The 1,110-nt window shown below is 49.5% G+C and carries 2 protein-coding genes; both read left to right on the top strand.

The features are described from left to right. Positions 1–8: 8 nt before the first annotated feature. A complete protein-coding gene (locus ACYVGO_RS38755; protein WP_460974162.1) occupies positions 9–173 on the top strand; it encodes an ISAon1 family transposase N-terminal region protein in 165 nt (54 codons plus the stop codon). 1 nt (position 174) lies between these two features. Further along, the coding region (locus tag ACYVGO_RS38750) for an ISAon1 family transposase (RefSeq protein WP_460974161.1) at positions 175–1,110 on the top strand (936 nt) is incomplete at its 3' end.

Raw genomic sequence — 1,110 nt, 5'->3', positions numbered from 1 at the left:
ACTTTCCCATTCGTGGCCATCAGGTTTTCCTGCATATTAAACGGCGTCGGTGGCTTAATACCCAAACCGGCAAAGTCGTTTATCGAGACTGGACACAGGTGGCTGATGGAACGCGAATGACGAGTGAATTCGCGAATTTTTTAAAAGAAATCGGTCGATACCAACCCCACTGACATCAAATCTATCGGAGGATTTTATGGAGTTGGAGGCCGTGCTCTCTTGCGCCAATATCGTGATTTTCAGAGTGGCTTTAAGGATTGGCAGCAGCGAGCCCATGCCAAAGACTGGCTGCTTTACCCTAAAAACCTGGGTACGCATCTATCGATTGATGAAACCAGCCTATCCCATGGAGAACTCTATACCATCCTGACCAATAAAGCGGCTAAAGGTGGATCAGGAAGTATCGTGGCTATTGTGGCGGGAACCAAGGCCGAAACAGTGATTGAAGTACTAAGGCAACTGCCACAAAGGCAGCGCAATAAGGTAGTCGAGATTACCCTGGACATGGCCGGTAATATGGGGCTGATCGCTAAAAAATGTTTCCCTAAAGCGACCCAGGTGACCGACCGTTTTCATGTGCAACAGCTAGCTTTGGCGGCAGTCCAGGACATGCGCATCCAGTATCGGTGGCAAGCGCTGGAAGCCGAAAATGAGGCCCTTGAGCAGGCCAAACTCACGGATAACCTTTATGAACCTGAGCTACTTTCTAATGGCGACACGGTTAAACAACTTCTAGCCCGCAGCCGCTATGTGCTCTATAAAAAGTCCACTGATTGGACCCAAAGCCAACAAGAGCGGGCCAGTCTACTGTTTGATCGGTATCCTGACCTGAAGAAAGCCTATGAGTTGAGTCAGGGGCTGAGCCACATCTTTGAAAACACGACCGACAAACTCTACGGCTTAGCCCGCTTGGCCAAATGGCATGAACAGGTCCGCCAAGCCGGGTTTAAAGCCTTCAACACGGTAGCCAGATCGATTCAGAATCACTATCCGACCATTCTCAACTACTTTGACAACCGCAGTACCAACGCTTCGGCAGAATCCTTCAATGCCAAGATCAAAGCCTTCAGAAGTCAGTTTAGAGGGGTACGCAATGTGGAGTTCTTCCTC

This window comes from Spirosoma migulaei (assembly GCF_054776855.1).
Note: the sequence above shows the minus strand (reverse complement) of the source record. Positions and strands in the feature narration are given on the sequence as shown.